This is a genomic window from Candidatus Competibacteraceae bacterium, from assembly GCA_016699715.1.
Classification (GTDB): domain Bacteria; phylum Pseudomonadota; class Gammaproteobacteria; order Competibacterales; family Competibacteraceae; genus Competibacter.
In genome coordinates, this window is record CP065007.1 from 1925062 (window position 1) to 1951249 (window position 26188).

The 26188-nt window shown below is 62.0% G+C and carries 26 protein-coding genes; 5 read left to right on the plus strand and 21 right to left on the minus strand.

Annotated elements, in window-relative coordinates:
• Nucleotides 1-77: 77 nt before the first annotated feature.
• Nucleotides 78-527, minus strand: a complete 450-nt coding sequence (locus IPM89_08515) for a hypothetical protein (GenBank protein ID QQS52979.1) — start codon at nucleotides 525-527, stop codon at nucleotides 78-80.
• Between the two features lie 243 nt (nucleotides 528-770).
• On the opposite strand from IPM89_08515, the gene IPM89_08520 reads away from it, so the two are divergent.
• A complete protein-coding gene (locus IPM89_08520) occupies nucleotides 771-1763 on the plus strand; it encodes a hypothetical protein (GenBank protein QQS52980.1) in 993 nt (330 codons plus the stop codon).
• Entirely contained in the window at nucleotides 1760-2815 is a 1056-nt protein-coding gene (locus IPM89_08525) for a DUF2157 domain-containing protein (protein ID QQS52981.1), read from the plus strand. Before IPM89_08520 ends, IPM89_08525 begins: the two co-directional genes overlap by 4 nt.
• Here the strand turns inward: IPM89_08525 and IPM89_08530 are convergent.
• The 3 genes from IPM89_08530 to mrcB all read right to left on the minus strand — a co-directional run bounded on the left by IPM89_08530 (nucleotide 2812) and on the right by mrcB (nucleotide 8422).
• Entirely contained in the window at nucleotides 2812-4644 is a 1833-nt protein-coding gene (locus IPM89_08530; protein QQS55849.1) for an ATP-dependent DNA helicase, read from the minus strand. The genes IPM89_08525 and IPM89_08530 overlap by 4 nt on opposite strands.
• 109 nt (nucleotides 4645-4753) lie before the next feature.
• Nucleotides 4754-5827, minus strand: a complete 1074-nt coding sequence (locus IPM89_08535) for a tetratricopeptide repeat protein (GenBank protein ID QQS52982.1) — start codon at nucleotides 5825-5827, stop codon at nucleotides 4754-4756.
• A gap of 153 nt (nucleotides 5828-5980) precedes the next feature.
• The gene (mrcB, locus tag IPM89_08540) at nucleotides 5981-8422 is read right to left on the minus strand and encodes a penicillin-binding protein 1B (GenBank protein ID QQS52983.1); all 2442 of its coding nucleotides are present in this window, start codon (nucleotides 8420-8422) and stop codon (nucleotides 5981-5983) included.
• 70 nt (nucleotides 8423-8492) lie between these two features.
• Between mrcB and IPM89_08545 the strand changes: the two genes are divergently transcribed.
• Nucleotides 8493-10178, plus strand: a complete 1686-nt coding sequence (locus tag IPM89_08545; GenBank protein QQS52984.1) for an AAA family ATPase — start codon at nucleotides 8493-8495, stop codon at nucleotides 10176-10178.
• A gap of 133 nt (nucleotides 10179-10311) precedes the next feature.
• Nucleotides 10312-11301: an adenosine kinase gene (locus IPM89_08550; protein QQS52985.1), complete on the plus strand. Its 990-nt coding sequence runs from the start codon at nucleotides 10312-10314 to the stop codon at nucleotides 11299-11301.
• Nucleotides 11302-11347: 46 nt separating this feature from the next.
• Here the strand turns inward: IPM89_08550 and recO are convergent, their stop codons facing one another.
• From recO to rpoE, 10 genes are all read right to left on the minus strand, one after another.
• Nucleotides 11348-12064, minus strand: coding sequence for a DNA repair protein RecO (recO, locus tag IPM89_08555; protein QQS52986.1), 717 nt, complete (start codon nucleotides 12062-12064; stop codon nucleotides 11348-11350).
• A gap of 42 nt (nucleotides 12065-12106) precedes the next feature.
• The gene (era, locus tag IPM89_08560; protein ID QQS52987.1) at nucleotides 12107-13000 is read right to left on the minus strand and encodes a GTPase Era; all 894 of its coding nucleotides are present in this window, start codon (nucleotides 12998-13000) and stop codon (nucleotides 12107-12109) included.
• On the minus strand, nucleotides 12997-13662 hold the full coding sequence (gene rnc / locus IPM89_08565; GenBank protein ID QQS52988.1) for a ribonuclease III: 666 nt from the start codon (nucleotides 13660-13662) through the stop codon (nucleotides 12997-12999). Before rnc ends, era begins: the two co-directional genes overlap by 4 nt.
• Nucleotides 13659-14060: a DUF4845 domain-containing protein gene (locus tag IPM89_08570; protein QQS52989.1), complete on the minus strand. Its 402-nt coding sequence runs from the start codon at nucleotides 14058-14060 to the stop codon at nucleotides 13659-13661. Before IPM89_08570 ends, rnc begins: the two co-directional genes overlap by 4 nt.
• A 22-nt stretch (nucleotides 14061-14082) precedes the next feature.
• Nucleotides 14083-14928, minus strand: coding sequence for a signal peptidase I (gene lepB / locus IPM89_08575; protein QQS52990.1), 846 nt, complete (start codon nucleotides 14926-14928; stop codon nucleotides 14083-14085).
• A 34-nt stretch (nucleotides 14929-14962) separates the two neighbouring features.
• Entirely contained in the window at nucleotides 14963-16759 is a 1797-nt protein-coding gene (lepA, locus tag IPM89_08580; protein ID QQS52991.1) for an elongation factor 4, read from the minus strand.
• A 140-nt stretch (nucleotides 16760-16899) separates the two neighbouring features.
• Nucleotides 16900-17370: a SoxR reducing system RseC family protein gene (locus IPM89_08585; GenBank protein ID QQS52992.1), complete on the minus strand. Its 471-nt coding sequence runs from the start codon at nucleotides 17368-17370 to the stop codon at nucleotides 16900-16902.
• Nucleotides 17367-18392 carry a MucB/RseB C-terminal domain-containing protein gene (locus tag IPM89_08590; GenBank protein QQS52993.1) on the minus strand — a complete coding sequence of 342 codons (1026 nt, stop codon included), beginning with the start codon at nucleotides 18390-18392 and terminating at the stop codon, nucleotides 17367-17369. Before IPM89_08590 ends, IPM89_08585 begins: the two co-directional genes overlap by 4 nt.
• A gap of 12 nt (nucleotides 18393-18404) precedes the next feature.
• Nucleotides 18405-19019, minus strand: a complete 615-nt coding sequence (locus IPM89_08595; protein QQS52994.1) for a hypothetical protein — start codon at nucleotides 19017-19019, stop codon at nucleotides 18405-18407.
• Nucleotides 19020-19034: 15 nt separating this feature from the next.
• Nucleotides 19035-19610, minus strand: coding sequence for an RNA polymerase sigma factor RpoE (rpoE, locus tag IPM89_08600; protein ID QQS52995.1), 576 nt, complete (start codon nucleotides 19608-19610; stop codon nucleotides 19035-19037).
• Between the two features lie 201 nt (nucleotides 19611-19811).
• Here rpoE and nadB point away from each other — a divergent pair, with 201 nt between their 5' ends.
• Nucleotides 19812-21464 (plus strand): L-aspartate oxidase, encoded by a 1653-nt coding sequence (gene nadB / locus IPM89_08605; GenBank protein QQS52996.1) that lies wholly within the window; start codon nucleotides 19812-19814, stop codon nucleotides 21462-21464.
• Nucleotides 21465-21518: 54 nt separating this feature from the next.
• On the opposite strand, the gene IPM89_08610 is transcribed toward nadB, so the two are convergent.
• The 7 genes from IPM89_08610 to IPM89_08640 form a co-directional block, all read right to left on the minus strand.
• Nucleotides 21519-21992 (minus strand): hypothetical protein, encoded by a 474-nt coding sequence (locus IPM89_08610; GenBank protein ID QQS52997.1) that lies wholly within the window; start codon nucleotides 21990-21992, stop codon nucleotides 21519-21521.
• A 26-nt stretch (nucleotides 21993-22018) separates the two neighbouring features.
• Nucleotides 22019-22276 carry a succinate dehydrogenase assembly factor 2 gene (locus IPM89_08615; GenBank protein QQS55850.1) on the minus strand — a complete coding sequence of 86 codons (258 nt, stop codon included), beginning with the start codon at nucleotides 22274-22276 and terminating at the stop codon, nucleotides 22019-22021.
• An 86-nt stretch (nucleotides 22277-22362) separates the two neighbouring features.
• Nucleotides 22363-23139, minus strand: a complete 777-nt coding sequence (locus tag IPM89_08620; protein ID QQS52998.1) for a succinate dehydrogenase iron-sulfur subunit — start codon at nucleotides 23137-23139, stop codon at nucleotides 22363-22365.
• A gap of 12 nt (nucleotides 23140-23151) precedes the next feature.
• Nucleotides 23152-24942 carry a succinate dehydrogenase flavoprotein subunit gene (locus IPM89_08625; GenBank protein ID QQS52999.1) on the minus strand — a complete coding sequence of 597 codons (1791 nt, stop codon included), beginning with the start codon at nucleotides 24940-24942 and terminating at the stop codon, nucleotides 23152-23154.
• Between the two features lie 26 nt (nucleotides 24943-24968).
• Complete coding sequence (gene sdhD, locus IPM89_08630) at nucleotides 24969-25346, minus strand: succinate dehydrogenase, hydrophobic membrane anchor protein (GenBank protein QQS53000.1); 378 nt, start codon at nucleotides 25344-25346, stop codon at nucleotides 24969-24971.
• A gap of 11 nt (nucleotides 25347-25357) precedes the next feature.
• Nucleotides 25358-25744: a succinate dehydrogenase, cytochrome b556 subunit gene (gene sdhC, locus IPM89_08635; protein QQS53001.1), complete on the minus strand. Its 387-nt coding sequence runs from the start codon at nucleotides 25742-25744 to the stop codon at nucleotides 25358-25360.
• 182 nt (nucleotides 25745-25926) lie between these two features.
• A complete protein-coding gene (locus tag IPM89_08640) occupies nucleotides 25927-26097 on the minus strand; it encodes a DUF1674 domain-containing protein (GenBank protein ID QQS53002.1) in 171 nt (56 codons plus the stop codon).
• Nucleotides 26098-26188: the final 91 nt, after the last annotated feature.

The window sequence follows — 26188 nt, forward strand, 5'->3', positions numbered from 1 at the left end:
CTCCTGTTTTTTAACAAGCAATTTAACTCACATGAGTAATAATTATGTACTGAGTTATTCAACCCTTATAAAAGCTATTATTCTGGCTGCGATTCTATCGATTGTTTTCCAAGCGTTACTCCTTGCTGTGCGGCTATTAAATTAGCTTTTACCTGCTCCCTAGCGACGATGGACGATTTTTGGTGTTCTAAAAGCTTTTCGGCTATGGCTAGTTTATATCCAGCCGTCTGTGCATCTGCTTCTTTCGCCAAAGCCTCAACTATGTCCGCGATTCTATCCATAAAATCAGAATTACTCTTGGTCTCTTCTAAGGATACTTTTTCGGCTATAATTTCTGGCCGTGCTTGGATCAAACTGATAGCAGCGCTGTTTATATCATTTTGCCAAGACATCATTTTATCTTTTATCTCATTCAATATTCTATCGGCTTTGTCCGCTTGCCGATCAGCCAAACGCCAGAACACGATAGCGAGAAGGAGACTAATAATCGATGCTATCGTGCCAACGATATTTAGATCTATGTTCATCTACTACTCCAACAAATGATTTATGGCTTCCGTATAACATACCAGCATCCACGCAAGAGGCGCTTTTTCACCCCAACCCCAGATCAACGCTCCCATCGCTAGTAACAGCATTTTCAGCAACGATGCCAGCCCCCCCCCAACGACCTCCTTCTGTCACGAGATCGGCTTGAATGGCTCGGGTCAAGTACATTCCAGCACCAAAAGCATATACTGCCAGTAGGCATTTTTCCTGGAAACCCCGCCATGCGCCCCATCACCCACGACCTGCTCACCCGCGAAGTCACCGCCTGGTATCAGCAGGGGCTCATCGACCGGCCGCTACTGGAAACCCTGCTGCCGCGCTACGAATCCTCTGGCCGCTTCCTGGCCGCGCTGTTGAAATGGCTGGGCCTGTTCGCCATTTTCCAACTGGGGCTGGCGGTACTCGCCTTCATCGCCATGGCCGCGGAATCGGCCCTAGTGGCGACGATGCTGCTGACGGCGGTCGGCGCGGGACTCTGGTATTTCGGGGTGCGATGCGCCACCGATCCCCGGCAAGCCCACCCCTTCACCGGCTCGGTGCTGATCACCGCCAGCCTGGCGGCGGCATTCGGCGCCTTCGTACTGCTCCAGATCGCCCTGCTGGGCGACAGTAGCGCCGAACGAAACGTCCCGCTCATCCTGCTGCTCACCGGCGTACTCGCCACCCTGACCGCCTATCGCTATCACCTGCGCTGGCCGCTACTGCTGGGCTTGCTGCTGCTCTTCCACGGACTGGGTGCCTGGCACGCCTATGGCGGGCATGGCACTTATTTCGCCCACATCCAGGACGAACGCTTGATGGCGGTCGCCGCCCTGATCACGATCCTGCTGGGCCTCTGGCACGAACGGCGGCTGGAACTCGGTCCCCTGCGGCGCTGTATCGGCTTCGGCGGACTGTATCTGATCTTCGGGCTCCTGTATCTGAACCTGTCCCTGTGGTTCCTCACCCTGCCGCGCGGACCGCTGGATTGGGTGCTGGTGTTCACCGCCGCCGGCATCGCTCAAATCATCGCCGGCGCCCGCCTGCACGACGCCCGCTTCACCGGCTTCGGCATCGTGTTCCTCGCCATCGACTTGTACACCCGCTACTACGAACGCTTCTGGGACTCGCTCTCGCTCGGCCTGTTTTTCCTGCTCGGCGGCATACTGGCAATGGCATTCGGCTATGCCTGCGAACGCTGGAGCCAAGCCGCCCCACTGGAGCGGCAAGCATGAACCCGCAATCCCGCAACCGCCGGGTCCGCCGGGAACTGGACGAACTGCTCCGCGAAGGACTGCTGGACGAAGCGCGGCACGCCCAACTGAGCGCACGCTACCCGCTCGAAGGCTGGGACTGGCGTTCGCTGGGCCGCTGGTTCCTGCTCTTTGGCGCAATCAGCGTCATGGCGGGACTGGGCATTCTCGGCCGAACCCTGTTCGACTTCACCCTGGAAAAGCTGGCGGTGTTATTGGGCGTGGCCACCGTCGCCAGCTTCGGCGGCGCGCAATGGTTCAAGCGCACCCGCCCCGGCCTGGTGCTGACCGCCTCCAGCCTGGAGCTGCTGGGCGGTTTGCTGCTGATCGGCCTGACGTTCAACCTGGGCGCGATCTTTTCCACCGGCTCCGGCAACTGGCCCGCCCTGCTGCTGATTGACCTGCTGGTCTTGCTCGCCCTCAGCTACGCGCTCAACAACCCGCTGCTGCTGGTGCTCAGCGCCGTGGTGTTCTTCGGTTGGTTCGGCGGCTTTACCGGCTACGCTTCCGGCTGGGGCGCTTACTGGTTCGGGATGAGCTACCCACTGCGCTTCCTGGCGGCGGCGCTGGCGATCATCGCCGTCGCCGTCATCCACCAGCAGAGCGAACGGGGACCGCTGGCGCCCTATCGGGGATTTTTCAAAGTCTGGTTATCAGGCGGGCTGTTCTTCGCCGAAATGGCGTTGTGGCTGCTATCGCTGTTCGGCAATTTCGACCTGGAAAGCCACCGCTGGCATCTGAGTGGTGCCGCCGAACTGGCGCTGTTCAATCTGCTATGGGCGGGCCTGAACGGGATACTGATCTGGCTGGGCGCGCGGCTGGCCATGCGGATGTTGACCGGCTACGGCGCGACCTTCCTGATCATTCAAATCTACACCCTGTTCTTCGCTCATCTGGCCGAAGGCCTGGGATGGTTTCTCAGCCTGCTGATCACCGGCGGCGGCGCGCTGGCGCTGACGTTCTGGCTGGAACAGCGGCGGCGCGAGGTCACAAGATCCAAGAACCCGTCATCCATGGATGATCCTGACTCCTAACTATCGCCACCCGCGAAAAATGCCTGCACCCGTTCCAGCTTCCGCGTTCTCGGCATGGGCGGCAAGCTATCCAGAAACACCCGCCCGTAGGATTTGCTCAATAGGCGCGGGTCGCAGAGCACCAGCACGCCCCGGTCGCTCACGTCGCGAATCAGCCGACCCACCCCCTGCTTCAGGGTAATCACCGCATGGGGAAGCTGATAAGTCAGAAATGGGTCCTCGCCGTGCTGGCGCAGGGATTCGATGCGCGCCTGCACCACCGGATCGCCGGGCGCGGCGAACGGCAAGCGATCGATGATCACGCAAGACAGCGCCTCGCCGCGCACATCCACCCCTTCCCAAAAACTGGCGGTGCCCAGCAACACCGCGTTGCCCGAGGCCCGAAACTGGCGTAGCAGCACCCCCTTCGGCGCTTCGCCCTGCACCAGCAGCGGATAATCCAGCCGCCCCGCCAACCATCCCGCCGCCTCGCGCAAGGCCCGAAAACTGGTGAACAGCAGAAACGCCCGCCCCCGGCTGGCCGCCAACACCGGCAACGCCGCGTCCAGCAACGCCGCCGTGTAGTGCGATGCCGCGGGATCGGGCAAGCCCGGCGGATGATAAAGCAGGGTGTTGCGGGCAAAATCGAACGGGCTGTCCAGACGCAAGGCCGCGTAATCCCGCAACCCCAGTCGCGCCGCGAAGTGCTCGAACGCCTGCCCCACCGCCAGCGTCGCCGAGGTAAAGATCCAGGCCCCTGGCTGCGCCGCCAGCCGCTCCTGAAACTTCGATGCAATATCGAGCGGGGTCAAACTCAGCGTAAAGCCGCGGCCCCGGGTCTCGAACCAGCGGACGTTATCGGGGTTGCTCTCGTCCCCGGTCAACGCCGCCAGCCGCAGCGCCAGATCCTCGCCGCGCCGCTGGCAATTCTCCAGGCCCTTGCCACGCGGCGCGCCTTCCTTCAGCGCCTCGCGCAGGCGATCCAGCGTCTCATGTAATTGCTTGATCGCCTCCACCACCGCCGGCAGTTCGGCAACCTCCCGCCACAGCGCGCGGCGCTCCGTCGTTCCCAGCGCCTGCCGCAACGTCAGGATCGCCGGCTCCAACGCCTCGGCCCGCCGGCGCAGATCGGCGAAATCCGCCGCGTCCCGCGCCTGTTCCACCACGGTATCCCGCCCCAGTTCGCTCAACTGCCGGCCACTCAAGGACCGACCGAGGAAGTGGGTGGCAATCCCAGGCAACTGATGTGCTTCGTCGAGGATGAACGCTTCCGCCCCCGGCAACAGTTCGGCGAAACCGGTTTCCTTGATCGCCATGTCGGCGCAGAACAGGTGATGGTTGATCACCAGCACATCCGCCGCCAGCGCCTCGCGCCGTGCCTTGGCCAGAAAGCACTCGGCCAGTTGCGGGCAGTCCTGTCCCAGGCAGTTGTCCACGGTGGAGGTCACGCGCGGCCAGATCAGGGAGGTTTCCGGTACGTCGGGGATTTCGGCGATGTCGCCGCGACGGGTGCGGCCCGCCCAGGCGCGGATGCGGTGCAGTTCGGCCGCCTGCTCGCGCGTGCTCAGGCGCCCGGCCTGCTCGGTCGCTTGCAGGCGATACAGGCAGAGATAGTTGCCACGCCCCTTCAGCAGCGCCGCCCGCACCGGCGCGTTCAACGCCTGTCGCACCACCGGCAGGTCCTGGTGGAAAAGCTGGTCTTGCAGGTGGCGGGTACCGGTGGAAATGATGACCCGCGCCCCGGACAGCAGCGCGGGAATCAAATAGGCGTAGGTTTTGCCGGTGCCGGTGCCGGCCTCGACCACCAGTGTACCGCCCTCCTCCAGCGCGGCGGCGACCGCTTCGGCCATCTGCTGCTGCGGCAGGCGCGGCGCGAACCCCGGCACCTGCCGGGCCAGCAGACCGCTCGGACCCAGCAGCTCGGTCGCATCCACGGCAACCTCCCCGTTCGGGCGGACTTTAGCGCAACTGTGCCGCCCGCGCTTCGGCTTCCTCGGCGCCGGCGGTATTCCCGGTCGCCTTGCGGGCAACGGCGATCAGCTTCCAGTTGCGACCTTGCAGCGCCCGGTTGCTACTGGCCAGGTTGTTGGACTTGCTCGCCAGTGACTCGGCCTGCTGGTATTCACCCTGATGCAGGCGAATTTGGGCTAGATCATGCCAGATCCCGGCGTTGCGCGGCTCGATGCGCAAGGCCCGTTCCAGCGCGGCGCCGGCCTTATCCAACTGGTTGCTTCGAACATACTTGTCGGCACTGTCCAACAGAGCGACCACGGCTTGGTTACCCTCGCGGGTAATTTCGGCCGGGGGCAAATCGGGTGGGGGCGTCGGGCGGGTGGGGGCGGGCCTAGCTTGGGCCGGAGCGGCCGGCGGCGTCGCCATGGCAACCGTCGATTCCGCGGCGGGCGGCGGCGGCGTGGCGACCGTCGATTCCGCGGCGGGCGGCGGCACCGGTGCCGGCGGCCGTGCCGGGGCCGCCGACGGCGTCCGCGGCACGACCGGCTGCGGTTCGGGTAACAGACCCGATGATGGTGTCGTCGTCTCGTAAAGATCGTCCGCACCTCGCTGGGAAGACGGATAAACCGGTTCCGGCAGCGGGGCCACTCCTCTGCTGTAGTCGTCGGTTCGCGGCGCGGGATAGGCTGGGTATGCCGGGGGGGATGCGGCCGCGCCCGGCGGATAGGCCGGTTGCCGATAGGCGCCACCGTCCGGTTCCGGTGTATAAGGCCGGGCCGGCACGCTACCGTAATAGGCATTCGGGTTGGCTGGCGCCACTCCCTGCGTGGCGGCATAAGGATCCGGCGCCGCTGGATAGCCGGAGGAGTACTCTCGCGGCAACAGCGGATCCTGTTCGAGCGTCCGTCCCGCGGCCGCTGGCGGCACCGGCTGTGGCTGAGCATAGGTCTGCGGCGGGCGCGTGCTGCGATTTACCACCGGCGCCCTGTACGGTTGTTGCGAGTATGGCGGCGGCGCACAGCCGACCACCCCCAGCGCCAGCACCAACGCTCCAAGAGAAGACTGAAACCCTTTATTCATCGATTTTCCCCGCGGGTCCGGCGATCCCGACAAGGCATCCCCGCACCTCAATCAAATCCATCATTAAGCTTAACTGTACCCTTTCATCATTCCTACCGCCATGTACGACCGAGATGATGCCGGGCGGACTTGGCCAACCATGGTGGCTATGTTTCATTGCATCAGCCGCCGAAAGAAATCACTCATCCCCCCTGAGCGTTCCGCATCCCCGGATGTATCCGGAGCCGTCTCGCGCGGTTTGGAGCGCCGGGCGGCGGACTGACCGCCGCAAGAAGTTGATCCGCGCGGCCCGGAACCCGCCAGGAATGGCACCGGCTGGCCACCCCGACAGCCCCCGCTCACCTGCAAGCCGCTGCGCGGCTCCACCCGGATTTCCTCGACCCCCGCCGGCAGCGGCGGGTCCAGCGGCTCCAGATTCAAACTCGCCATCAAATTCATCCAAACCCGCAATGCACCGCTGGAGCCACTCAGGCCAGTGGGTTTGTTGTCATCGCGGCCCAGCCAAACCACCGCCAACCGGTTACCGCCAAAACCGGCGAACCAGCTATCACGGTAGTCGTCGGTGGTGCCGGTCTTGCCCGCGATGTTCAAATCCGGCGACAGCTTGCTCTTCATGGCACTGGCGGTGCCCGCCTTTACCACCTGCTGCATGGCGTTGATCACCAGATAGACCGGCCCCGGCTCGACCACCTTCTCCACCTCCAGCGTGTAGTGCTGCAATGACTTGCCGGCGGTATCGGTCACTTCGCGGATGGCACGCAACGGCATGCGAAATCCATTGCCGGCGATGGACGCATAAACCTGCGCGACTTCAAAGGGCGACGCGTCCAGCGCGCCCAGCAGCAGGGACGGATATGGCTTAAGATCGCGCTCCAGCCCCAATCGCTGGAACATTTTCACCACATTGATGACACCCATGTCCAGACCGACCCGTACCACCGGAATGTTATAGGAACGGGCCAGCGCGTCCCGCAGCGTGACCCGACCGTGGTAACGCTTGTCGTAATTGGCTGGGGTCCAACGCTGGCCGCCCGAGGTGTAGACCAACGGACTGTCGTTCAACAGCGTCATCAGGGTATAGCGCTCGGGCTGCTCCAACGCGGTCAAATACACCACCGGCTTGACCAGCGAACCCGCTGGCCGCTTGGCGTCGAACGCCCGGTTGAAACCGACCCTCTTCGGCTCGCGGTCCCCCACCATCGCCAATACCTCGCCGGTCTGAGTATCGGTCACGACGACGGCGCCCTGCAATGGCTTGGCCTTGCGCTGACTTTTTTCCAGCCCCGGCAGACTGTTGATCAAGGTATTCTCCGCCACCGCCTGCACTCGCGGGTCGAGGGTGGTAAATACCCGCAATCCTTCCGACACCAAATCCTCGGCGTTGTAATACTGCCGCAGTTGCCGCCGCACCAGATCCAGAAAGGCCGGATAGGCGGTGATGCCGCTGGCCACCTTGTCCGTCACATCCAGCGGCATGTTCTTGGCGATGGCGGCATCCTCGGCGCTGATCAGGTTCTGTTCGATCATGACATCCAACACCAAAGCGCGGCGTTCCTTGGCGCGGTCTGGATGGCGGCGCGGATCGTAGTACGAGGGTCCCTTGATCATACCCACCAACAGGGCGATCTGATGCAGGTCCAGATCCTCCATCGGCTTGCCGAAATAGAACTGGCTGGCGAGCCCGAAACCGTGAATCGCCCGGCTACCATCCTGCCCCAGATAGATGGCGTTGCTGTAGGCTTCGAGAATGTCGTCCTTGCCGTAGCGCGCGTCGATCAAAACCGCCATGAGGATTTCGTTGATCTTGCGCGTAAAGGTCCGCTCGTTGCTCAGAAACAGATTTTTGACCAACTGTTGGGTCAGGGTGCTGCCACCCTGCACTGTCCGCCCAGCGCGCAAGTTGGCCAGCATGGCGCGGAAAATGCCCTTGGGATTGATGCCGGAGTGTTCGAAAAACGAGCGATCCTCGACCGCCAGCAGGGTATCCACCAGGGCCGGCGGCAAGTCCTTGCCCTTAAGCAGGATGCGGTCTTCATAGTGAGCGGGATAAATGCCGGCGATCTCCGGCGGGTCCAACCGCAGCAGGCCCGGCGCTTCCTGGCCGTTCAAACCGGCCAGTTCGATCAGGATGTTGCCCGCGAATACCAGACGGATCTGACGCGACGGTTCCGTGCCGTCCCAAAATGCGAACTCGCGGGTCATGACCTCGAAGGTTTCCCCGTGTCGGGCAAAAGTGCCCGCGCGATCCGGCGACCCACCGCCTCCGGGCGGCGGCGCGCAAGTTTCCGGCGGCGGCGGTTTGCGCCGGAGCGAGCGTTTGCCGCTCGGGGGCGGTGGCGGCGCTTCCGGGCAATTCACATCACGGTAATTCAGCAGCTTAAGTTCCTGGGCAAAGGCATCGGCGCCGAGCGACATGGTTTCGAACAGTTCCAGCGGCCGAGCGTAGACCTTGGCGGGCATGGCCCAGCGCTTCTGATCGAATTCGGCGCGGATGACCGCATCCAGATACAGCATGTACAGACTCAGCCCGAGCACGCCCAGCAGCAGGCTGCCGAGCAGCAGCGAAAAAAACAGCGACGACAAGGATCGCAGCACGTTTGGGCCGGCCCGGCGAGGGCGCGGCCCGGAATTCGTTTTGGGTTTACGGGAAGGTTTGCCTTTAGCCATGCCTGTTCCAGTTCGGACGCGCCACGCCTTTCAATCCACTTGGCGCGATGCGGTGTTTTTGTCTTATTCTACGGCCTCGTTTTTCCGCTTCGGAGTCTGGCGCGTGCATCCTGCCAACGAAACTCTTGACCAGACCACCCTGATTGCGGCGCTCCTGCAACCGGACCGCTACCCGCATCCGGTAGACGCCGTCGAGCACTTGCAGACGCATATTTCACATGTCCTGCTGGCCGGGGACTACGCCTACAAGATCAAAAAACCCCTGAATCTGGGATTCCTGGATTTTACCAGTCTGGCCCGAAGGAAATACTACTGTGAACAGGAATTGCGCCTGAATAGCCGGTTGGCGCCGGATCTCTACCTCGATTGCGTGCCGATCGGCGGCAGCGCCGCTCGACCGGTCCTGGGCGCCGCCGGGGAAGCCATTGAATACGCCGTCCGCATGCGCCGCTTCCCCCAGGAAGCCCTGCTGAATCGGGTGCTGGCCACCGGCCGGCTGGAAAACCGGCATATCGACGCACTGGCCCGACGGCTGGCCGTTTTTCATCAGGCCATCGCCACGGCCGACCCCGCCGCGCCGTTCGGTACCCCGGAACGGGTTCGCGGACCGATGCTGGACGATTTTACCCATACCCGGCCGCTGCTGACCGATCCCGCCGATCTCGACCTCCTGACCGCCGTGGAGCGCTGGACCCTGGCGACTACCGAGCGGCTGTGGCCGCGACTGGCGGAACGCAAGGCCGGCGGCTGGATCCGCGAATGCCACGGCGACCTGCATCTTGGCAATCTGCTGCTGACCGACACCGGGCAGGTCACGATCTTTGATTGCATCGAATTCAACGACGATCTCCGCTGGATCGATGTCATCAACGATCTGGCCTTTCTGCTCATGGATCTACGCTTCCGCGGCGCTGGTGGCCTCGCCCAGCGACTGCTCAATACCTATCTGGAATACGGCGGCGACTTCGCGGGAGCGGCGCTGCTGTCCTATTACCAGGTCTACCGGGCCATGGTGCGCGCCAAGATCAACGCCATCCAGGCCAGCCAGGATCATCATATCCCAGAACCGGACCGTGCCGCCGCCCGCGCCCTGTGCCGCGATTATTTGCGGCTGGCGCTGGTGCTGACTCAGGAATCGAGGCCGTTTCTGTTGATCACCCATGGCGTTTCCGGTTCCGGCAAATCGCGTCGGACCGGACAATTGCTGGAAATATTCCCCGGCGCCATCCGCCTCCGCTCCGACGTGGAACGCAAGCGGCTGTTCGGCCTCGGCCCCCTGGACGACAGCAGATCCACTCTGGGTGGGGGGCTCTACACGCCGGACGCCAGCGCCCGCGCCTATCAGCGCCTGTACGATCTGGCGAACGGTCTGCTCGCCGCCCGCCATCCGGTACTGGTGGACGCCACCTTCATGAAGCGGGCGCACCGGCAACCCTTCCGCGATCTGGCGGCCCGGCATGGCGTCCCGTTCATCCTGCTCGATTGCGCCGCCGATCCCGAAACCTTGCGGGCGCGGGTCGCGGCCCGGCGGGCGCGTGGCGATGACGCCGCCGAGGCCGATGTCGAAGTGCTGGAACGGCAACTCCGCCACGATGAGCCGCCGGCAACTGACGAGAACCCGCTGCAAACCGATGGCGACTCCGATGTGGAGCGGCTGCGCGCGGCGATTGCGGCGGCGATGTAGTATCGAATCCGGATCCACCGGAGCCCGTTCGGGCGCGACAACTGATCGAAGCGCCGGCCAGTGGCTCCCACGAAAACCCAATAGTTGGGAACCGCGGAACTCAACAGGATTACCCATTGATGATGGAGGCATTATGGCGAAGTATGACGTGTACGGGATCGGCAACGCGCTGGTGGACATGGAGTATGAGGTCGAGCTTGCCGACCTGGAAACACTGGGTATCGACAAGGGCGTGATGACCCTGATGGACGAGGAATGCCAGTTGCGGATGATGGATCATCTGGCCGCGCACTCGCATCAGCGCAGTTCGGGGGGGTCGGCGGCCAATTCGATGATCGCGGTCCGCCAGTTCGGCGGGTCCAGCTTCTATTCCTGCAAGGTCGCGGGGGACGATCTCGGGCATTTCTACATGAAAGACCTGCTCGATGGCGGGGTGGACACCAATCACCATACCGAGAAAGAGCCGGGGCACACCGGCCGTTGCGTGGTGCTGGTCACGCCGGATAGCGATCGCACCCTCTGCACTTTCCTGGGGATCAGCGGCGGGTTGTCCACCAAAGAGTTGGTCGAGGACGCCCTGCGCGACTCGGCATACTTCTACATGGAAGGTTATCTGGTCACCTCGGAGACCGCTCGCCAAGCGTGCATCGCGGCCAAGCACGTCGCCGAGGCGGCCGGAGTCAAGACCGCCATTTCCCTGTCCGACCCCAACATGGTCCGGTTTTTCAAGGCGGGATTGCTGGAGATGATCGGCTCGGGCGTGGATCTGCTATTCGCCAATGAGGACGAGGCCAAGGGCGTGGTGGGCGCCGCCGACCTGGACAGCGCGATCGACTACCTGAAGACCCTCAGCCAGGAGTTTGTGATCACGCGGGGTTCCAAAGGCGCGCTGGTTTGGGATGGCCGGATGCTGATCGACATCGACCCGGTCAAAGTGGAAGCCGTGGACACGGTCGGCGCCGGGGACATGTTCGCCGGGGCTTTCCTCTATGGCCGGGGTCAGGGTTGGGATCATCGGCGCGTCGGCGCTTTGGCTTCAGCGGCATCGGCCAAACTGGTGACCAGCCTGGGGCCGCGCATGCCGGCGACGGAAACCCGGGCGATTCTACACAGCTTCCTGTAGGGCCGTCGTCGCGCCATCGGGTGCTGGGTGAATTCTCGAAATCGCGTCATTCCGGCCATGGCTCCCGCTTGACCCGGTACAGTTCCCGCGTCTTCAGCGCCCGCCCCCGCAACTGCTCGGCCAGCGCGGCGCGGGTCAGACGCTTGACCTCCCGCAGCACGTCAGGGTCGGCCAGCATCCCGTCGCGCAAAGCCAGCAGCCCCCGACCGGAAATCGGCACGCCGGACCCGCCTGAATCGGCGGCCAGCGGACCCCGATCCAGCACGTAGCGGTAACGCTGCTCGGCAACGATCGGCACTCCGCTGGCCGCTTCGCGATCCAGGCTCAGCCCGTAGCCCAGTTCTTCCAGCAGGCGCTTTTCGAACCGCCGCAACGGCGGCTCCGCGTCGGTCGCCACCGCCAGTTCCGTCAACAGCGCCCGGTAGGCGACGAACAGTCCGGGCAGCGGGTCCTGCCGTGGCAGCAGGCGCACCAGCAGTTCGTTGACATAGAGTCCGGCCAGCACCTGGGCAGGCGGCAGCGACGCGAGCCGCTCCGTTTCCTCGGCCGCCGTCAAGGCCGCCAGATCGCCGGCTCCGCTCCAGGACAGCAGCAGGGGCAGGAACGGCTGCAACACGCTTTTCAGCCGCGAGCGGGCGGACGCCGCGCCGCGCGCCACCAAGCCCAGCCGGCCGTGCTCGCGGCTGAACGCCTCAAGTAATAGGCTGGTATCGCGATAAGGACGGCGGTGCAGGATAAAGGCGGGTTGCAGCAACACGCGCATGGTGCAAGGGAAACCGGCGATCGATGCGGAGGGTTAGAACGTTTACGGATCGGCGTAGCCCAAACTCCGCAACGCCCGTTCGTCGTCGGACCAGCCCTCGCGCACCTTGACCCAGGTTTGCAGGAATACTTTGCGGCCGAACAGGCGCTCCATGTCCTCGCGGGCCTGCCGGCCCACCTCGCGCAGCGTCGCTCCCTTCTCGCCGATGACGATCCCCTTTTGGGTCTCACGCTCCACCCAGATCAGCGCATGGATACGCGCCAGTCGCCCTTCGTCGACAAAATGTTCGATTTCGACGGTCAGGGCGTAGGGCAATTCCTCACGCAGCAGCCGGGTCAGCTTCTCGCGGATCAGTTCGGCCGCCAGGAAACGCTCGCTGGCGGTGGTCATCTGCTCGGCCGGGAATAGCAGGTTGCCGGTCGGCAACAAGCCAGCGATCACTTGCTCCAGCGCCGCCACGTTATCGCCGTTGATCGCCGCCAGCGGCACCACTTCGTTGAAGTTCCGCTTGCCAGCCAAATCGTGCAGAAACGGCAACAAGCGGCCCTTATCGCTAATCCGATCCACCTTATTGACCGCCAGCACCACCGGCCCGACAAAATCCGCCAAGCGTTGCAGGACGTCTTCATCTTCCTCGGTCCAGCGTAGCGCCTCAACCAGCCATACCACCACATCCACATAGCCCAACACGCTGGCCGCCGCCCGGTTCAGGTGACGATTCAACGCCCGTTGGCCCCGACGGTGCAGACCTGGGGTATCCACATAGACGATCTGGGCGTCCGGCAGGGTCTGGATGCCGAGAATGACGTGTCGGGTGGTCTGCGGTTTGGGAGCGGTGATGCTGAGCTTCTGGCCAATCAGCCGGTTCAACAGGGTGGATTTACCCACGTTGGGCCGGCCCAGCAAGGCGGCGTAACCGGCGTGAGTGACGGTCATCGCATCTGCTCCAGCAACCGCTGGGCGGCTTCCTGCTCGGCCTTGCGGCGGCTGCTTCCCACCGCGACCGCGCGCAACTCGGCGACCGCACACTCCACCGTGAAGCTTTGCGCGTGCGGCTCGCCGCCGATCTCCAGTATATTGTAGGCTGGCAGTGGCTGCTGCCGGGCTTGCAGGTACTCTTGCAGGCGGGTTTTCGGATCTTTCAACTCGCTGGCGTCAGCCAGCCGTTCCAGGCAGTCTTGGTAGATGCGTAACACCAAATCGCGGCAGGCCGCCAGACCGCTGTCCAAATAAACCGCGCCGAAAATCGCCTCCAGCGTGTCCGACAGAATCGAATCGCGGCGAAAGCCCCCGCTTTTAAGCTCGCCCAAGCCCAGGCGTAGCCAGTCTCCCAATCGCAGACCGCGCGCCAGTTCCGCCAAGGTCTCGCCCTTGACCAGGCTGGATCGCAACCGGCTCAATTCACCCTCGCTGGCCTTGGGGTAATGTAGGAATACGTATTCAGCCACGATCAGGTTCAACAGTGCATCGCCCAGAAACTCCAGTCGCTCGTTGTTATGCGGCGAGGCGCTGCGGTGGGTCAGCGCCTCTTCCAGCAGCTCGGGTTGGCGGAAGGTGTAGCCCAAGGCGGCGCTCAGGCGGGATAGCGGCGGGTTCACGGATTCGGCGTCAGCGGGATCACTTCATTGACCTTCAGCACCACGGACAAGCCGTAGAACAGATCCCGCTCGTCCTGATAGACCAAGTCGAGCACCCGACCGCTGCGGTCGTTGCGGATCTTCAGATCTCGGGCCGTAATATTATCGACATAACCGATGTCGAAGCGTTTCTGGATGGCATTTTGGATGTCGATCGGGCTCATCTGCGCCAACTGCGGCTCCTTACGGATACTCTCGATCGACGATTTGACCGTGAACATCTGGATGTACATCGGCACCACCTTCATGCCGATCAACGCGACAAACGCGATCACAATGATCAGCAATAACATACCGATGACGGTCATGCCACGCTGTTTCCCAACTCGTCCGCTTTTCGCCAATTGTTTTGCGCGCATCGTTCGTATCTCCCAGGTTCGCCTACTTGATCCCACTGCCGATTCGGCCACACTGACCATTCAAGGTTACACAATTCCAATTCATCCAGATGAAGAATGCCCGGCCGATCAGATTTTCTTCCGGCAATGGCCCCCAAACCCGGCTGTCGCTGCTGTTGTCCCGGTTGTCGCCCATGACGAAGTAATGCCCGGCCGGCACCTGGTATTTCCAACTGACCGCGCCATCCGGCTCACGGTGGACCTGAATCTCGGGCCAGAACCCGACCAATCCCCAGCGGTTGTCGTCCAGCACCTGAATGCGATGGGTAATTGCCCCCAGTCGCTCTTCAAATTGCCGGTAACCCGGTTCGCCGGGATTGTCCGGCACCGGCGTCAGCGGGATCGGCTGGCCGTTGATCCGCAATTGCTTGGCGTGATATTCCACCACATCGCCGGGTAGACCGACCACCCGCTTAATGTAAGCCACCGCCGGATCACGCGGAAAACGGAACACGGCCACATCCCCTCGCTCCGGTTCGCCGTTGCCGATCATTTTGGTATTGAGCACCGGTAACCGCAAACCATACGCAAACTTGCTGACCAGAATGAAATCACCCTTGAGCAAGGTGGGCAGCATGGATTCCGAAGGAATGCGGAATGGCTCGACGATGAACGAGCGCAGCACCAACACCGCCAGGATGACCGGGAAGAACGATTTCGACAGATCCACGTACCACGGCAGCTTTTCCGCCACCGACCGTACCTGACCGACCGTGCCCATCATCGAGGCGCGGGTTCGGCGTGGTGCCAATACCAGGGTATCCAACAGCCAGATGCCGCCGGTCAATACGGTCAGCACCACCAGAACAGCCGCAAAATCAATGTTCATCGGTATGAAAATCCATACAACGAGACCACACGTCTCATGAGTTTTTATCCATCTGCAGCACGGCCAGGAACGCTTCCTGGGGAATTTCCACCTTGCCAACCTGTTTCATCCGTTTCTTACCGGCTTTCTGCTTCTCCAGCAGCTTGCGCTTGCGGCTTACGTCGCCGCCGTAGCACTTGGCCAACACGTTCTTGCGCAGCGCCTTGACGGTGGTGCGGGCGATGACCTGGCTACCGATGGCTGCCTGGATCACGGCCTCGAACATCTGGCGTGGAATCAGCTCCTTAAGCTTGACCGCCAGCTCACGACCCCGGTACTGGGCCTGCTCACGGTGGACGATGATCGACAGCGAATCCACCCGTTCGCTGTTGATCAGCACATCCAGCTTCACCAGCGGCGCCGCCTGGAACCGGTCGAAACTGTACTCAAACGACGCAAAACCACGGCTGACTGATTTTAGACGATCGAAAAAATCCAGCACCACCTCACTCAGCGGCAGTTCGAAGCTCAATTGCACCTGGCCGCCGGCATAATGCAAGTTTCGCTGCACGCCGCGCTTCTCGATACACAACGTAATGATGGCGCCAAGATAATCCTGTGGAGTCAAAATATGAGCGACGATGATCGGTTCACGAATTTCGACGATTTCGTTGGCCGGCGGCAGCTTGGCGGGATTGTCGATTTTCAGGATCTCGCCCTTGGCGGCCAGCACCTCGTAAATGACGGTCGGCGCGGTGGTGACCAGATCGAGATTGTATTCTCGCTCCAGCCGTTCCTGGACGATCTCCATGTGCAGCAGGCCCAGGAAACCGCAGCGGAAGCCGAAGCCCATCGCCTGCGAGGTTTCCGGTTCGAAATGCAGCGAGGCATCGTTCAATCGCAGCTTCTGCAGCGCCTCGCGCAGGTTGCCGAAGTCGTCCGCATCGACCGGGAACAGCCCGGCAAACACCCGCGGTTGCACTCTTTGGAACCCCGGCAGCGCCGTCGTCGCCGGCCGATCCGCCCCGGTCAAGGTGTCGCCCACCGGCGCGCCGTCGATATCCTTGATGCCAGCGATGATATAGCCGACCTCGCCCGCGTTCAGGATCGGCCGCTCGCCGCGCTTGGGGGTAAAAATACCGACCGATTCGACCTGGAAGGTCCGGCCGGTGGACATCACCCGGATTTTCTGCTTGGGCGCAATCCGGCCGTCCACGACCCGCACCAGCGAAATGACGCCGACGAAGTTATCGAACCAGGAATCGATGATCAGCGCCTTGAGTGGCCCGTCTGGATCACCCTTCGGCGGCGGGATATGCACGATGATCGCTTCCAGCAGATCGGCCACCGCCAGTCCGGTCTTGGCGCTGACCCGCAGAGCCTGGCTGGCGTCCAGTCCGATGATGTCGCCGATCTCGCGCGTCACCCGTTCCGGGTCGGCGGCAGGCAGGTCGATCTTGTTGAGGACCGGCAGGACTTCGAGCCCTTGCTCGATGGCGGTGTAGCAGTTGGCGACACTTTGCGCCTCGACACCCTGCGCAACGTCCACCACCAGCAGCGCACCTTCACAGGCGGCCAGCGAACGCGATACCTCGTAGGAGAAATCCACATGCCCCGGCGTGTCGATGATGTTGAGCTGGTAGGTTTGGCCGTCGCGGGCCGCGTAGCGCAGCGACACGCTTTGCGCCTTGATGGTGATGCCGCGCTCCCGCTCCAGATCCATCGAGTCGAGCACCTGCTCGGCCATTTCCCGTGCACTCAGCCCACCGCAAATCTGGATGAAGCGATCGGCCAGCGTGGATTTACCGTGGTCGATGTGCGCGATGATTGAAAAATTACGAATGTGATCCATGAAATTCCACTACACCCCGATCGCCGGCGCGCCATCCCGGCCGGCGAACGTTTGGGGTAGATGCGTAAAAGCCCCCGCTGCCGCTCGGGCACGGAGGCTTGCGAGTATGGTTATCGAACAGGGGAGCGATTATAGCGATATCACGGCCGGGAAAGTACACCCGTCGTCAGTATCCCGGCGCTCCGGCGTAACACCCGGGGTTGGAAGCGGCTATCGTCCTGAAAGCGTTTCGACAGAACCCGCACCACCAGAAACCCCAATCCCAAGCCCAGCACGCCCGATAGCACCACTGGTTCCTCACCCGCGCCGGCGAACGCCACTTGCCCCAACAGCGCTCCCGCCAGAAGCAGGAGTAGCGGCAACGAGTAGGCCAGCAACGCGCCTCGCAGCAGTACACCATCGGCCAGGCCAATGCACACTTCGTCACCCACCCGCAGCGGCTCTTCCGCAATCGCCCGCACCCGGATCCGGCGACCGCTCCAGAGCTTCCCCAATGTCGCCGTGCCGCAACCCTCGCTGACGGCGCATGAGCCACAAGCCGAACGCCGCTGGATTTCGACCCAGGCGTGGCCATCGCCAGCCTCCACCACCACCGCGCGTTCCTCAATCATGGTTTGGCAGCCTCGGGAATATCGGGAACATATTGAATCGTGTCGGCGAAATGCCGCACGGTCGCCACCGGCACTTCGCCGACCACCAGAATCTGATAGCCGTCCAGCAGTTTGCCAAAGGCGTTCATCGACCCCAGTTGCGAGCCACCCCGCAGCAGCGCCGGCGATCCGTCCAAGCGCTCCAGGAACACCGAGATGGTCGCCAGCCCATCGGCGAACACCATGTGCTCGGTGACATGGTGGCTTGGATTTTTGATAAAGCGGTTGTGCAATACCTTGACAAAACCATCCGGCAACTGGCTCACGCGCCACGCCGACTGCGTCACCGGCTCGACGGTGGGAGACGGTTGTTCTTCGTTGGAACCCCGACTGGCCGCGGGCGGGTTGGCATCCGGAGACAGCGTTGGCGATTCGAAAGCCTTTTCATCGATCCGCGGCTTGATCTGGAAATCGGTGAACATGAGCTGCTCGACCGGGTAGCCCTGCTCGTCCAGCAGGATCGAGCGCAACAACATACCGTTGCGCCGATCCAGCCACAACCGATAACCGAACCGCCAGGCATCCCGCGGTTTGATGGCGATCATCTGCGCTTCCAGACCGGCAATCCGGTCCTCGCCCAGCGTTTCAAACTCATAATAACTTTCCAACCGCCCGAGTTCGCGGGATATGGACAGGGGAAAGCGGGAACCTCCGTAGCCATCGCCGCCGAACGTCTCATGCTGTTTGGGCAACAGACAAGTCACGCTGTTGTTGGCCACCAGAATTTCCCTTAGTGGGCCATTCAGGGAAAACAACCGCTGCCGCTCGCCTTCGGGGCCGACGCCGTGAATGACCCGCATGGCCTCCACATGAGGCCCCTGCACATAGACAAAGGTCCCTTCATAATTCAAGGTTTGGGTCGCCTGAATCATTCGCTCCAGCCAGTGCTTCGCCTCTTCGGGTGCCGGTTGGGACCAGCCGGCGGACGACAGTGACCCGGCCACGAACACCAGGGCGGCGCAGTGCAATAACTTGCGCTTCATTCGAAGAAAGTCTTAGCGGCTGGGCTGCTGGTAGCCAACCATGCGCACATAAGGCAGCATGCCGTGCATGCTGTTCAGGGAAGCATAACCGTTGTGGTTGACCAGATAGCTGCCCAGCCGGGCTTCAACCGGCTCGTTGGAAGTGTCCGTCTGCCGGACAGTGGCGGCCCGAACCACGAAGGGCGTAAGAGCAGGAGCAGGGGACGGGTTGCTGGCGGCTAGTTGGGTGGCGGAAGCGAACGGAGCATCGGTCTGGGTCAGTTTCAGCCCGAATAGAGCAACGAGAACGACCGACGCGGCCAACCCGAACCCCGTGACCGGTTTATACCAGGCCGGCAGCGATTTACCGACCGGCAATGGCAGAGGCTCGGCCGCGACCGCTTGGCGAATGCGCGCGGTGAAATCGGGAGCAAGCGCATCGGGTAAATGGCTTTGCATCACATCGCTGATCAGGTGATAACGGGACCAGCAGGACTGTAAATCGCCATCTCGACATAGCCGGCGCAACACGAGATCGATTTCCATGCCATCGAGTTCGTCGTCGACCATCGCCGAGAGTTGGCTCGCCGCGACGTTCGCATCGTCCGCGGCTTGCGCCGATAGTTGTTCAGCCATCTTATCAGCCATGACTCTATCTCGAAACTAGCTTAGTAGTGGACGCAACTTGGTGTCGATCGATTCCCGGGCCCGGAAGATCCGGGAACGCACCGTACCGATCGGACACCCCATGGTTTGGGCAATTTCCTCATAACTCATTCCTTCGAGCTCCCGCAGGGTGATCGCCGTGCGCAGATCCTCCGGCAAATCCTCGATTGCCTTGAACACGGTCGCTTCGATTTCATCCTTGAGCAACAACCGCTCGGGGGTTTCGTATTCTTTCAGCAGGGATTGGCCTTCGTATTGCTCGGCTTCCTGGGCATCGATGTCGGAACCGGGCGGGCGCCGGCCTTGGGCAACCAAGTGATTTTTGGCCGTGTTGATAGCGATTCGATAAAGCCAGGTGTAAAACGCACTGTCGCCCCGGAAACCGGGCAGCGCCCGGTAGGCTTTGAGGAATGCCTCCTGGGAAACATCCAGGGCCTCGCTGGGATCGTGCACATAACGGGAAATCAGCTTGATGATCTTGTATTGGTACTTACGCACCAGCAGATCGAACGCATTTTTGTCGCCTTTCTGTACTCTTTGGACCAGATCGCGGTCCAGATGACCCTCGCCCATCCGGGCAGACCCCTTTCGAATCAATGGCAATCTCCATGCGAGCATGACGGTAGACAAACACCCGTCCCGTTAGTTCGCAGACCTGCCGGGATATGGTTATAGTGTGAATGTGGTAGTGGGATGAAATCGCGGGGCCACCCGACCCATGGGCGGCGCCCTTTTCGCGCAACGATACCCCATTCATGGAGTCGCTCACAAGTTATGGTCGCTTCACCCGTTTTCACCGATGTGCTGATCATCGGCGGTGGTGCCGCCGGTCTCAGTCTGGCGCTGCGCATGGCCGATTCCGCCCGCGTCGCGGTGCTGACCAAGGGACCGCTGTCCGAAGGCAGCACCTACTACGCCCAAGGCGGAGTATCGGCGGTGCTGGACGCCGGCGACTCCATCGAGTCACATTTAAAAGACACTCTGATCGCCGGAGCGGGTTTATGCCACGCTGACACGGTCCGCTTTACAGTGGAATACGGCCGGGCGGTGATCGAATGGCTGAGCGCGCAAGGGACTCCATTCACCCGGGAATCCAGCGCCGAAGGCGGCTCGGAGTATCACCTGCATCGCGAGGGCGGCCACAGCCACCGGCGGATCGTTCATGCCGCCGACGCCACCGGCCGCGCCATCCAGACCACGCTGGAACAGCGCGCCCGTCAGCACCCCAACATCACCCTCAACGAACAATGCAGCGCCATCGATCTGATTACCGGCCGCAAGCTGGGCCTGGGTGGCAACCGCTGCCTGGGCGCTTATGTGTTGAACCGGCATACCGGCCAAGTCGAAGTATGCGCCGCCCGGTTCGTGGTGCTGGCAACCGGCGGCGCCAGCCGGGTTTACCTCTATTCCAGCAACCCGGATGGTTCCACCGGCGACGGCATCGCCATGGCTTGGCGCGCCGGCTGCCGGATCGCCAACATGGAATTCATCCAGTTTCACCCCACTTGCCTGTACCACCCGCAAGCCAAATCATTTTTGATCTCCGAGGCGATGCGCGGCGAAGGCGGAATCTTGCTGCTGCCGGACGGCACCCGTTTCATGCAGAACTTCGACTCGCGGCTGGAACTGGCCCCGCGCGATATCGTCGCCCGGGCGATCGATCATGAAATGAAACGACTGGGCGCCGAATGTGTTTATCTTGACATTAGTCACAAGCCGGCCGAATTCATTCGCTCGCATTTCCCCAACATCGATGCCAAATGCCGCGAATACGGATTCGATCTTACCCGGGAATTGTTGCCGGTGGTACCGGCCGCCCATTACACCTGCGGTGGTATTCTGACCGATCTGGCGGGTCGCACCGATCTGGAAGGACTGTACGCCATCGGGGAAACCGCCTGCACCGGTCTGCACGGCGCCAACCGCATGGCCAGCAACTCCCTGCTTGAGTGTCTGGTATTTGCCGGGGCCGCCAGCGAGGACATCCGTACCCGCCTGCCCGAGATTCCCAACCCTCCGGTCCTGCCGGAGTGGGACGAAAGCCGGGTCACCGACTCCGACGAGGAAGTCGTGGTCACCCACAACTGGCAGGAGCTGCGCCGGTTCATGTGGGATTACGTCGGCATCGTCCGCACCGACAAACGGTTGCAGCGAGCCCGGCACCGGGCAGAACTACTGCTGCGGGAAATCGACGAGTACTATGGCAATTTCCGGATCAGCAGTGATCTGATCGAACTGCGCAACCTGGCGTTGGTGGCGGATTTGATCATTCGTTCGGCGTTGGAGCGCAAGGAGAGCCGCGGCCTGCATTACACGCTGGATTATCCTAAAGCCAAGGATGACACCCCACCTCGCGATACGGTTTTGGTGCCTGAAAACTTTGCCGGCAAGGAACAGCCGCCGCGCTGGTCGTTCGGCTCTGGCTGACCGAAAACCGGCGCAATCCGCCCCATCGCCAGGGACGCCTTCGAACCGCCTTCATCAGGGACGATCCGACTCGTCCTCGACTCGTCGGGTGCGCAGCCAGACTCGCAACCGTCGCAAGTCTTCGGCATCCACCGCATCGGGTAACAGCGTCAGCGACCGCCGCCAGCCACTCTCCAAGCGGAAATTCAGCACGATGATCCCAGGATGAGCGTAGCCGCCGGCCAGCCTAGCCTGGCGCAGTATCCCGTCGCCGGTTTCCAGGCGCCAGCGCCCGTCGAGCCATTCAACGCGGGTGATGAACCCACCGCCACGACGCCAACCGTAGCGATAGCCGGTCCAGACCAGGGACAGGCCGATGCCGGCGAGCAGTCCCGTCTTGACCCATAACGGCACGCTCGCAACGATTGTCGCGATGCTGGCCAAGCCGTGAACGACGCCACTGCCGGCCAGCAAGAACCGTGAGGGTCGCGGCTCAATATTCAAGGCGGCGAGGCGGCGAGGCGGCGAGGCGGTGCATTCTTCCGCCATATGCGCGTTCGATATCATATTCGATATCATGAAGAATGCGGATCGCTCAGTAGAGTCCGCATGACGCCCACCACCCTTGCCGTCGTCGCATCCACCGGCGTTTCCCGCCCGACCATATAGCTCATCAGCAGCGGGTCTTGCAGCTCCAGTAACTCCGCGAAGGCTCGTTGCTCCTCCTCCGGCGCGGTGGAGTAATGCCGCTCCAGATAGCCCAGCGTCAGCAGATCCAGTTCCTTCATGCCGCGCCGGCAGCGCCAGCGCAATTTGCCGATTTGTTCGTCCACGATCGCGTCTCCGATAAACAAAACCCCTCCCCCGCGAACGGGAAAGGGGCTGAGGTGAGAGAATCCGCTCCGAAGCGAGCGGCGTGTTACCGCCGTTCCACCATCAGTTTCTTGATTTCCGCGATCGCCTTGGCGGGATTCAAGCCCTTCGGGCAGGTCTTGGTGCAATTCATGATGGTATGGCAACGATAAAGCCGGAACGGGTCTTCCAAATCATCCAACCGCTCGCCGGTAAACTCATCGCGACTGTCCACGATCCAGCGGTAGGCTTGCAGCAGGATCGAGGGACCAAGGTAACGGTCGCCGTTCCACCAGTAGCTGGGACAACTGGTCGAGCAACAGGCGCACAGAATGCACTCGTACAGGCCATCCAGTTTGACACGATCTTCCTTGGATTGCAGGCGCTCCCGCTCCGGCGGTGGGGTAATCGATTGCAGCCAAGGCTTGATCGAGGCGTACTGGGCGTAAAAATGGGTTAAATCCGGCACCAGATCCTTGATCACCGGCATGTGCGGCAGGGGATAAACCTTCACCTCGCCGGAGACATCCTCGATGGCTTTGGTGCAGGCCAAGGTATTGGTGCCGTCGATATTCATCGCGCAGGACCCACACACCCCTTCGCGACAGGATCGGCGCAACGTCAGGGTCGGGTCCATTTCGTTCTTGATCTTGAGCAGCGCGTCCAACACCATCGGACCGCAGGTCGACATGTCGACCTCGTAGGTATCCATGCGCGGGTTTTCGCCGCTGTCCGGATCCCAACGATAGATTTGGAAGCGCCTGACGCTCTTGGCGCCGGCACCGGCATAGTAGATCTTACCCTTGCCGATGATGGAGTTGGCCGGAAGTTGGAATTGAGCCATGACATCGTCCCCTTAATAAGTGCGCTTCTTGGGCGGAATGTATTCCACCTCGTCGGTCAGGGTATAAGTGTGTACCGGCCGGTAGTCGATGGTGACCTGACCTTTGGGATCCAGCCAAGACAAGGTGTGCTTCATCCAGTTCTCGTCGTCGCGATCCGGATAGTCCTCGCGAGCGTGCGCGCCGCGGCTCTCCGGACGATTGATCGCCGATTTGATGGAAACCATCGCACATTGCAGCAGGTTTTCCAGTTCCAGCGTTTCGACCAGATCGGAGTTCCACACCAAACCGCGATCGCTCACGCCGATGTGCTCGAAGCCAGCGTACACTTCTTCCAGCAGATTGATGCCCTCGGCCATGGACTCGCCGGTGCGGAATACCGCGGCGTGGTTCTGCATGGTCCGCTGCATCCGCATCCGCAAGCTGGCGGTCGGGTTTTCACCCTTGGCATGGCGCAGGTGGTCGAAGCGGGTAACGATCCGATCGACGGCGTCTTGCGGCGTGGCCTTGTGCGGGCTGTTGGGTTGGGTCAGTTCGGCGCAGCGGTCGGCGGCGGCGCGGCCGAACACCACGATGTCGAGCAGTGAGTTGGAACCCAGGCGGTTGGCGCCATGCACCGACACGCAGGCTGCTTCGCCGATGGCCATCAGGCCGGGAATGATGTGGTCGGGGTTGCCATCCTTGAGGATGACCACCTCGCCGCGATAATTGGTCGGAATGCCACCCATGTTGTAATGCACGGTCGGCAGCACCGGCGCCGGCTCCTTGGTCACGTCGACCCCGGCAAAAATGTGGGCGGTCTCGGCGATGCCCGGCAGCCGCTCGTTGATGACATCGGCACCCAAGTGCTCCAGGTGCAGGTGAATGTGATCCTTGTGCTCGCCGACGCCGCGGCCTTCGCGGATTTCAATCGTCATGGAGCGGCTCACCACGTCGCGGGAGGCCAGATCCTTGGCGTTCGGCGCATAGCGCTCCATAAAGCGCTCGCCCAGCGAGTTGGTCAGATAGCCACCCTCGCCACGACAACCTTCGGTCATCAGGCAACCGGAACCGTAGATACCGGTCGGGTGGAACTGGGTGAACTCCATGTCCTGCAACGGTAACCCGGCGCGGAGCACCATGCCGTTACCGTCGCCGGTGCAGGTGTGGGCGGAGGTCGCCGAGAAGTAGGCACGGCCGTAGCCGCCGGTGGCCAGCACGGTCTGGTGGGCGCGGAACACATGCAGCGAGCCGTCGGACAGATCCCAGGCCACCACGCCGCGACAGGCGCCTTCGTCGTCCATGATCAGGTCGAGCGCGAAATACTCGATGAAGAACTCGGCGTCGTGCCTGAGCGCCTGCTGATACAGGGTGTGCAGAATGGCGTGACCGGTACGGTCGGCGGCGGCGCAGGTGCGCTGGGCGGTGCCTTCGCCGTAGTTGGTGGTCATGCCCCCGAACGGGCGCTGGTAAATCTTGCCTTCCTCGGTGCGTGAGAACGGCACACCGTAATGTTCGAGCTCGATGACCGCCGGGACCGCCTCGCGGCACATGTATTCGATGGCGTCCTGGTCGCCGAGCCAGTCGGAACCCTTGACGGTGTCGTACATGTGCCACTGCCACAGATCCTGCCCCATGTTGCCGAGCGACGCCGACATGCCGCCCTGGGCGGCCACGGTATGGCTGCGGGTGGGGAACACCTTGGTCAGGCAGGCGGTCTTCAATCCTTTCTGCGCCATGCCGAAGGTGGCGCGCAGCCCGGCGCCGCCGGCACCGACCACGACCACATCGTAATTATGATGAACGATTTTGTATGCGTTGGACATGAAACCTCAGCCTCCGGTGATGGGCATCAGGCCAGTGCGACTTTGAGCACGGCGACGACGGCGATGATGCCCAGCAGGAACAATACGAATTGCGTGACCAGCAGCGCGGTGTATTTGGCCCACTCCGGCTGGACATAATCCTCGTAGATAACCTGCATGCCCAAGCTGGCGTGATAGAACGCCGTAAGGACCAAGGCAATCATCAGACCAGCGTTGATGGGGTTGCTCAACCAGTGTTGAAACCCTTCATAGTCGGCGTGAGACACCGACAGCAGGGAAAAGGCAAACCACAGCACCAGCGGCACCAAAGCAACGGAGGTGACACGCTGTAACCACCAGTGGTGGGTACCGTCTTTGGCGGTACCCAGACCGCGAGCGTGGGCAAGCGGGGTACGAATGCTCATGATGCTTCTCCTCAGGGCGCGGCGATCAGCCAGCACAGAAAGGTCAGGATGATGGAGGACCACACCACCCACCAGCCGGATTTGGTGGCGTCTACCATCTCGAAACCGTAGCCAGCGTCCCAGAACAGATGGCGGATACCGTTGGCCATGTGATAGAACAGCGCCCAAGTCCACAGGAACAGCAACAGTTGACCCAACATCGATCCCAGCACGGCTTGAGCATGTTTGTAAGCCTCGGGGCCGAGCGCGGCGGCGGCCAGCCAGTACACCAGCAGCAGGGTGCCCACCGCCAGCGCCGTGCCGGTGGCGCGGTGGGTGATGGACAGAATTGAGGTCATTTGCGGTTTGTAATAGGGGCCGATCATAAACGGCGACAGCGGCCTCTTGTCAGCTAGCATTACAGCTCTCCTCGTTAACACGCGGTTAACAATCGTGGCGAAGTAAAAACAACGTTATTGTGCGACGCAATAAACAATAACTAAACCCTGGCCGGGGTTCCAGAGACATGCTGTGGGATTCACGGGCAGGGTGCATGATCCGGGCGACACGGACGCAGTGCGCCCGCCAAAACGGGGGTTGGCTAGAAGTCGATGCAGCGCCCGGCTTTTTCCCAATCGCCATAGCGCGTGGGTTCGGGGCCTTTGGGGCCGCCGTATTCCTTGGGTTTTCCGGACTTTTCAGCATCCTGCGGTCGGTCGGAAGTTACGGCTGGCTGCGGTGGCAGCGCCGTCTGTTCATCGTTCTTGTTCATGACAGCTCGCTATGGGTTGAGGGATGGCTGCGATCGACCATCCTAGCCCCACCCGCCAACGGTATCCCTGGTAATCCCAGGAATTGTGCTC

Coding starts and splice junctions, on each gene's coding strand:
- IPM89_08550 (QQS52985.1), top strand. CDS start 10,312: ATGGCGAAGTATGACGTGTACGGGATCGGCAACGCGCTGGTGGACATG.
- sdhD (QQS53000.1), bottom strand. CDS start 25,346: ATGAGCATTCGTACCCCGCTTGCCCACGCTCGCGGTCTGGGTACCGCC.
- sdhC (QQS53001.1), bottom strand. CDS start 25,744: ATGCTAGCTGACAAGAGGCCGCTGTCGCCGTTTATGATCGGCCCCTAT.
- IPM89_08535 (QQS52982.1), bottom strand. CDS start 5,827: ATGAATAAAGGGTTTCAGTCTTCTCTTGGAGCGTTGGTGCTGGCGCTG.
- IPM89_08570 (QQS52989.1), bottom strand. CDS start 14,060: ATGCGCGCAAAACAATTGGCGAAAAGCGGACGAGTTGGGAAACAGCGT.
- IPM89_08625 (QQS52999.1), bottom strand. CDS start 24,942: ATGTCCAACGCATACAAAATCGTTCATCATAATTACGATGTGGTCGTG.
- IPM89_08595 (QQS52994.1), bottom strand. CDS start 19,019: ATGGCTGATAAGATGGCTGAACAACTATCGGCGCAAGCCGCGGACGAT.
- lepB (QQS52990.1), bottom strand. CDS start 14,928: ATGAACATTGATTTTGCGGCTGTTCTGGTGGTGCTGACCGTATTGACC.
- era (QQS52987.1), bottom strand. CDS start 13,000: ATGACCGTCACTCACGCCGGTTACGCCGCCTTGCTGGGCCGGCCCAAC.
- IPM89_08520 (QQS52980.1), top strand. CDS start 771: ATGCGCCCCATCACCCACGACCTGCTCACCCGCGAAGTCACCGCCTGG.
- recO (QQS52986.1), bottom strand. CDS start 12,064: ATGCGCGTGTTGCTGCAACCCGCCTTTATCCTGCACCGCCGTCCTTAT.
- IPM89_08530 (QQS55849.1), bottom strand. CDS start 4,644: ATGGCCGAAGCGGTCGCCGCCGCGCTGGAGGAGGGCGGTACACTGGTG.
- lepA (QQS52991.1), bottom strand. CDS start 16,759: ATGGATCACATTCGTAATTTTTCAATCATCGCGCACATCGACCACGGT.
- IPM89_08585 (QQS52992.1), bottom strand. CDS start 17,370: ATGATTGAGGAACGCGCGGTGGTGGTGGAGGCTGGCGATGGCCACGCC.
- rpoE (QQS52995.1), bottom strand. CDS start 19,610: ATGGGCGAGGGTCATCTGGACCGCGATCTGGTCCAAAGAGTACAGAAA.
- IPM89_08640 (QQS53002.1), bottom strand. CDS start 26,097: ATGAACAAGAACGATGAACAGACGGCGCTGCCACCGCAGCCAGCCGTA.
- IPM89_08525 (QQS52981.1), top strand. CDS start 1,760: ATGAACCCGCAATCCCGCAACCGCCGGGTCCGCCGGGAACTGGACGAA.
- nadB (QQS52996.1), top strand. CDS start 19,812: ATGGTCGCTTCACCCGTTTTCACCGATGTGCTGATCATCGGCGGTGGT.
- IPM89_08620 (QQS52998.1), bottom strand. CDS start 23,139: ATGGCTCAATTCCAACTTCCGGCCAACTCCATCATCGGCAAGGGTAAG.
- IPM89_08590 (QQS52993.1), bottom strand. CDS start 18,392: ATGAAGCGCAAGTTATTGCACTGCGCCGCCCTGGTGTTCGTGGCCGGG.
- IPM89_08610 (QQS52997.1), bottom strand. CDS start 21,992: ATGGCGGAAGAATGCACCGCCTCGCCGCCTCGCCGCCTCGCCGCCTTG.
- IPM89_08545 (QQS52984.1), top strand. CDS start 8,493: ATGCCTGTTCCAGTTCGGACGCGCCACGCCTTTCAATCCACTTGGCGC.
- IPM89_08515 (QQS52979.1), bottom strand. CDS start 527: ATGAACATAGATCTAAATATCGTTGGCACGATAGCATCGATTATTAGT.